This window comes from Zemynaea arenosa, from assembly GCF_004614185.1.
Classification (GTDB): Bacteria; Pseudomonadota; Gammaproteobacteria; order Burkholderiales; family Burkholderiaceae_D; genus Telluria; species Telluria arenosa.
This window is the reverse complement of record NZ_SPVF01000172.1, coordinates 1-6,143: the sequence shown is the minus strand read 5'-3', so window position 1 is coordinate 6,143 and position 6,143 is coordinate 1. Positions and strand designations below refer to the sequence as shown.

General features: G+C 68.4%; 4 protein-coding genes and 1 pseudogene. 1 reads left to right on the top strand and 4 read right to left on the bottom strand.

All coding sequences use genetic code 11. The features are described 5' to 3' along the window. Both E4L96_RS13780 and E4L96_RS13775 read right to left on the bottom strand, forming a co-directional pair. Positions 1-323: pseudogene (locus E4L96_RS13780) on the bottom strand (hypothetical protein); the annotation flags it as partial. Positions 324-534: 211 nt separating this feature from the next. Beyond that, positions 535-1,872 carry a sigma-54 dependent transcriptional regulator gene (locus tag E4L96_RS13775; protein ID WP_135207800.1) on the bottom strand — a complete coding sequence of 446 codons (1,338 nt, stop codon included), beginning with the start codon at positions 1,870-1,872 and terminating at the stop codon, positions 535-537. A gap of 287 nt (positions 1,873-2,159) precedes the next feature. Between E4L96_RS13775 and E4L96_RS23735 the strand changes: the two genes are divergently transcribed. Next, the gene (locus E4L96_RS23735; RefSeq protein WP_167758691.1) at positions 2,160-3,659 is read left to right on the top strand and encodes an MBL fold metallo-hydrolase; all 1,500 of its coding nucleotides are present in this window, start codon (positions 2,160-2,162) and stop codon (positions 3,657-3,659) included. A 61-nt stretch (positions 3,660-3,720) separates the two neighbouring features. On the opposite strand, the gene lpdA is transcribed toward E4L96_RS23735, so the two are convergent. Then, positions 3,721-5,100 carry a dihydrolipoyl dehydrogenase gene (gene lpdA / locus E4L96_RS13765; protein WP_135207799.1) on the bottom strand — a complete coding sequence of 460 codons (1,380 nt, stop codon included), beginning with the start codon at positions 5,098-5,100 and terminating at the stop codon, positions 3,721-3,723. 10 nt (positions 5,101-5,110) lie between these two features. Continuing rightward, the coding region (locus E4L96_RS13760) for a dihydrolipoamide acetyltransferase family protein (protein WP_135207798.1) at positions 5,111-6,143 on the bottom strand (1,033 nt) is incomplete at its 5' end.

Below are 6,143 nucleotides of genomic sequence, written 5' to 3'. Positions count from 1 at the left end.
TTGCCGCCACTGCCCGAGGCGCCGTCGCCGCCGGTGCCGCGGCCGCCGTTGGCGTTGCCGGTGTTGGAGGCGACGTTGCCGATGTTGTTGATCGCGTTGCCGGTCACGGTGCCGCTCAGGCTGCTCGTGGCCGTGGCCGAAGAGGAGTTGAAGGCGTTATCGACCGTGTTGGTGGAGGTCCCACCATTGTTGGCCGCGGCCGAGGCGGCGGCCGATGCCAGGGCGTCGCTGTTGCGGCCAGAGTTGGTCCGGTCGTGCGAATCCTGGGCCTGGGCGGAGCCGAAGGCGAGCAAAATCGCCGCGGCTATCAGGGTGTGTTTCATGTGCGTCTCCCACGTGGTCTCGTTTATGGATGCTGAGCTTGCTTCGGGCAGCGGGGCCACTTACGCAAGACCGGTGCCAGCGCCCACGGGACCGTGCTAAGCCGTTGATGGCATGAGAGGTTTTGCTGTGCCGGCTTGGCTGGACCGGGCGCTGCGGTCCGAAGCTGTGCCAGATGCGGGACAAAAGTGTGCCGCGGCCGCTCCAGCGTGCTCAGGACCGGCCGTGCAGCCCGTACTTGTCCAGCAGCCGGTACATGGTGGAGCGCGACACCCCGAGGTCGCGGGCGGCGCGGCTGACCATGCCGCCGTGGCGGCGCAGCGCGTCCGTCACCGCCTCGCGTTCGAACCGCTCGCGGGAGGCGCCCAGCTCCTTCGCCACCGCGGCCGGTTCGGGCGGCGCGGCCAGGCCCAGATCCTCTTCCGTGATCAGGCGCCCGTCGCACATCACGATCGCCCGGCGGATGCGATTGATCAGCTCGCGCACATTCCCGGGCCAGCTGTAATGCAGCATGGCGGCATGGGCCCCGGCCGTGAAGCCGCGCAAGCGCCGGCCGGCGTCGCCCGCGTGGCTGGCGAAGATCTGGTCGGCCAGTGCGCGCAGGTCGGCCTGCCGTTCCCGCAGCGGGGGCACCACCAGCGGCAAAACCGAGAGTCGGTAGTACAGGTCCTCGCGGAAACTGCCTTCCGCCACGGCCACTTCCAGGTTCACGTGGGAGGCCGCGATCACGCGCGCGTCCGCGCTCACGCTGCGGGTCGCGCCCACCCGGTAGATCGTCTTCTCCTGCAGGAAGCGCAGCAGGTTGGCCTGCTGCTCGCGCGGCAGGTCGGCAATCTCGTCCAGGAAGATGGTGCCGCCACTGGCCGATTCGATGAGGCCGGCGCGGGCGTGGGTGGCGCCGGTGAACGCGCCGCGCTCGTAGCCAAACAGCTCGGACTGGATCAGGTTGGGCGGAATCGCGCCGCAGTTGATCGCCACGAAGGGCCCTTCCGCGCGCGCCGAGGCGCGGTGGATGGCCTGCGCGGCCAGCTCCTTGCCGCTGCCCGATTCCCCCCAGATCAGCACCGGGGCGCTCACCCGCGCCACGCGGGCGATCTGGATGCGCAGGCGCTGCACGGCGGGACTGTTCCCGGTGATGCCCATGGCTCCGAGCCTGGGCGGCAGCGCCGTGTCGTCCTGGAGCGCTGCCTGGCCGAACAGGTGGCCCAGCGTGAAGCGCAGGCGGTCCGGGTCGACGGGCAGGGTATGGTAGTCGCTCAGGTGGGTGGCCATCAGGCGCCGGTGCGCGTCACTGTCCAGGACGGTGCGGGGCAGCACGCCCACCCAGTGCATATGACTGTGGCGGCTCAGGAAAATCTGCAGTTCGGGGTCGGGCGCGCGTCCGATGGTGTCGATCAGCAAGCCGACCGCGCAGGGCTGCTGGTCCAGCAGGCATTGCGCCTCGTGCAGCGTGGCCGCCGTCAGCACCGTGCGTCCGGGCAGCGCAGCGTGCAGGGCCGCCAGCCCGCCGCTGTCGGGCGGGCAGATGCAGAGCAGCGCCTCTCTTGCCATGGCGACCCCTTATGTATTGACGCGACGGCAGAAGTGTATTGACTTTGGCTCAGCAATACATCTCCGGCCCGTCGCCCTTTGCACAAAAGATAACATACGACTGCTCAGCAGTATCATCTGAGGCTGCCTCGGCCGTCGCGGCGCAGCAACGCCCGGCTTGCCGCAGCATTGGCCTGGCCGAACCTTGGCGCCAGCTTAAGAACCCGTTCCCGCGGCTTGACGGCCTGCCGCCCCCGCGCGGCATACTCTCCGCCTTGCTTTCCATTGGAACGAGAAAGGAGATACATATGTTGAATCTGGCGGGGCTCCTGGCCCTGACTGTGAGTGCGCTGGTGTTGTGCGGGCCGGCGGGGGCCGCGGACGGGAAGGCGGTGGCGCTGGTGCGCGCGGGGCTGGAAGCGCAGGGCGGCGAACAGCGGCTGCGCGGGATCGGCAGCGTCGTGATCGAGGCGCGCGGCTACCGCAACCTGCTGGAGCAGTCCGAGCGCCCGGAGGGCCCATTCATGGTGGAGTTCCACACACTGAACGAGGTCCACGAGCCGGCCATCCGCGGCCTGTCGCGCAAGCTGGAAGTGCTGTTTCCGCCGAATGCCAGCTACGCGACGGAGCTGCTGGTCAAGGACGGCGTCGCCATGCGCTCGATGGGTGAACGTTCGATGCCCGGCCGCGCGCAGGACGTGCAGGCCGCCCAGGAGACACTCTCCCTGGCGCCTGAACGGCTGCTGCTGACCGCACTGGACGCACCGGACCTCCACGCCGAGCAGGATGTCACGCTCTACACGATGCCGCAGCACGTGGTCGGCTTCACGTTGGACGGTGCGCCGGTCAGGGTGTACCTGAGCGCGGCAACCCACCTGCCCACCGCGGTCGACTACAGTGGTCCGCTGGTGCGCGACGGCTATGCCGCCTTCCTGGGCGACGTGGTCCGGCAGACCCACTTCGGCTTCTGGCGGCGCGATGCGAGCGGCGTGCGCTATCCGATGCAGTGGGACGTGCTGACCACCGGCCTGCCCGACCGCACCTACATGCTGCGCACCCTCAAGCTGCAGCAGGGTAGTACGCTGGCCCAGCGCGCCATTCCGGACGGGGTGGTCCAGGCCTTCCGCAAGGCCGCCGCGCAGACCGCGCCCCCGCCGCAACCCAAGGATCCGGTCACACTCAAGCCCGGAATCGCGATGCTGGCGGGCGCGTGGTACACCGCGATCGTGGAACAGGACGATGGGCTGGTGATCCTGGAAGCGCCCATCTCGTCCGACTATTCCGTGGCGGTGCTGGCGCAGGCCGCCAAGCTGTTTCCTGACAAGAAAGTCAAAGCGGTCGTCACCACGTCGGATGCGTGGCCGCACCTGGCGGGCATCCGCGAGTACGTGGCGCGCGGAATCGAAGTGTATGCGCTGGACCGCAACGCCCCGATCCTGCGCCGGACCATCGGGGCCTCGTATGCGAGCAAGCCGGATGCATTGCAGCGCCATCCCAAGCCGGCCCGCATGGCGCTGGTTTCGGACAAGACGGTGATCGGCCGCGGGGCCAACCGCATCGAACTGTATCCGGTGCGTGGTGCGAGTGCCGAGCGCCAGATGGTCGCCTGGCTGCCCGAGCACCGGCTGCTGTATGGCAGTGATGTGTTCCAGGTGACGCCGGACGGGAAATACTCGATGCCGCAGACAGTGGATGAACTGGTGCAGGCCGTGGACCGGGAACGGCTCGACGTGGACCAGGTCTTCCTGATGCACGTCGGCCCGATGCCGTTCGCGGACCTGCGCAAGGTGCCCGGCAGCGCGGACTGAAACGACAACGCCGCCGCCCCGCGGGATGCGGAGACGGCGGCGCGTTTTGACAGCGCTGGCGTCAGATGTGCAGCGCGTGCCCCAGCGCGCGCAGCGCCGCTTCCTGGATCGCTTCCCCAAGGGTCGGGTGGGCGTGGATGGTGCCCGCGATGTCCTCCAGCCGCGCGCCCATCTCGATCGACTGCGAGAACGCGGCCGACAGCTCGGATACGCTCTTGCCTACCGCCTGCCAGCCGACGATGCGGTGATCGTCCCGCCGTGCCACCACGCGCACGAAGCCGTCCTTGGACTCCAGCGTCATGGAACGGCCATTGGCCGCGAACGGGAAGGACGCGGTGATGTAGCCTTCCCGCGGCGTCTCGCCGACGACCACCACTTCCGGATCGGTGAAGCACACCGCCGGCATCGCCGCAGGCTGGAAGTGGCGCTTCTTGCCCGAGACGATCTCGGCCACCATCTCGCCCTGCGCCATCGCGCGGTGCGCCAGCATCGGCTCACCGGTCACGTCGCCGATGGCCCACACGTTGCGCATCGAGGTGCGGCACTGGTCGTCCACCCTGATGAAGCGGCCGTCCATGTCCAGCATCAGCTGCTCCAGGCCAAAGCCTTCCGTGCGCGGGCGGCGGCCCACGGCCACCAGCACCTGGTCCGCCGCCAGCTCGGACTCCTCGCCGGACGCGGTGCGCACACGGACCGCGTCGCCCTGGTCGTTCAGGCCGAGCACAGAGTGGCCCAGCTTGACGGTGATGCCCAGACCCTTGAGGGAGGCGGCCACCGGCTGGGTGAGTTCCGCGTCATAGGCGGGCAGGATGCGCTCCTGCGCTTCGACCACCGTGACTTCGGCGCCGAGCTTGCGGTAGGCGATGCCCAGCTCCAGGCCGATGTAGCCTGCGCCGACCACCACCAGCTTGCCCGGCACGGAGGAGGGGGACAGCGCCTCGGTGGCGCTGATCACGCGGCCGCCGAAGGGCATGGACGGCAGTTCGAAGGTGTAGGAGCCCGTTGCGATCAGCATGTGTTCACAGCCGATGCGGTAGGGGTCCTGGCCTTCGCGCTCCACCTCCACCGTCTTGCCGTCGACGATACGGGCGAAGCCTTTCACCACATGCACGCTGTTCTTCTTCAGAAGCGCGCCCACGCCGCCGGTCAGGCGCTTGACGATGCCGTTCTTCCACTCGGTGGTGCGGGCCAGGTCGATCTTCGGCGCGGTGGCCGAGATGCCGAGCGGGGAACCGTCGGCGAAGTGGGCGACCTTTTCGAATTCGTCGGCCGCGTGGATCAGGGCTTTGGACGGGATGCAGCCCACGTTCAAACAGGTGCCGCCCAGTTCCCCGGTCTCGATCAGCGTGGTCGGAATGCCGAGTTGCCCGGCGCGGATGGCAGCGACGTAGCCACCCGGCCCGCCGCCGATCACCAGCAAAGTTGTTGTATGTGCGTTCATATGGTCTTGTTTACTCCACAAACAGCATGGCCGGGCATTCGAGCAGGGCGCGGATGGCCTGGATGAATTCCGCCGCATCCATGCCGTCCACCACGCGGTGGTCGAAGGACGAGGACAGGTTCATCAGCTTGCGCGCCACGATCTGGCCGTTCTTGATGACCGGACGTTCGACGATCTTGTTCACGCCAATGATCGCCACTTCCGGATGGTTGATGACCGGCGTGGTGACGATGCCGCCCAGCGGCCCCAGGCTGGAGATGGTGATGGTGGAGCCGGACAGCTCCTCGCGCGATGCCTTGTTCGAGCGCGCCGCTTCCGCCAGGCGCACCGTCTCGCCGGCGCAGGACCACAGGTCGCGCGCTTCCGCGTTGCGCATCACGGTCACCATCAGGCCGGAGTCGGTCTGGGTGGCGATGCCCAGGTGGACCGGGTCGTACTGAGTGATGATGCCGTTGTCGTCGTCGAAGCGGGCGTTCATCTGGGGGAAGTCACGCAGGGCCAGCACCACGGCGCGCATCAGGAACGGCAGCACCGTCAGCTTGCCGCGCTGTTTGCCGTACTTGTCGTTCATGCGGCCGCGCAGGTGTTCGAGTTCGGTGACGTCGACTTCCTCCACGTACGAGAAGTGCGGGATGCGGCGCTTCGCTTCCTGCATCTTCTGCGCGATCTTGCGGCGCAGGCCGATCACCGGAATTTCGCGTTCCTCGGTCAGTTGCTGGTAGCGCGTATCGGCGCTGCCGCCGCCGTGCTGGGAGCCGTGGGCGATGTATGCGTCCAGGTCCTCGTGCGTGATGCGGCCCGCGGGTCCGCTGCCTGGCACGAACTGCAGCTCGATACCCTGGTCCCAGGCGCGCTGGCGGACCGCCGGCGAGGCCAGCGGCTTCTCGCCATCGGCGCGTGCCGGGCCGGTATGGTGGCGCACCGGCTTGGTGGTCCCCAGCTTGGGCGAGCCCATGCCGTTGCCCTTGCTGCCGCCCGCGCCGCCGTTACCAACCTCGCTGCCGCCATTCGCCGCCGCGCCACCGTTGTGCGCTGCCGCGGCA

Coding starts and splice junctions, on each gene's coding strand:
- lpdA (WP_135207799.1), bottom strand. CDS start 5,100: ATGAACGCACATACAACAACTTTGCTGGTGATCGGCGGCGGGCCGGGT.
- E4L96_RS13775 (WP_135207800.1), bottom strand. CDS start 1,872: ATGGCAAGAGAGGCGCTGCTCTGCATCTGCCCGCCCGACAGCGGCGGG.
- E4L96_RS23735 (WP_167758691.1), top strand. CDS start 2,160: ATGTTGAATCTGGCGGGGCTCCTGGCCCTGACTGTGAGTGCGCTGGTG.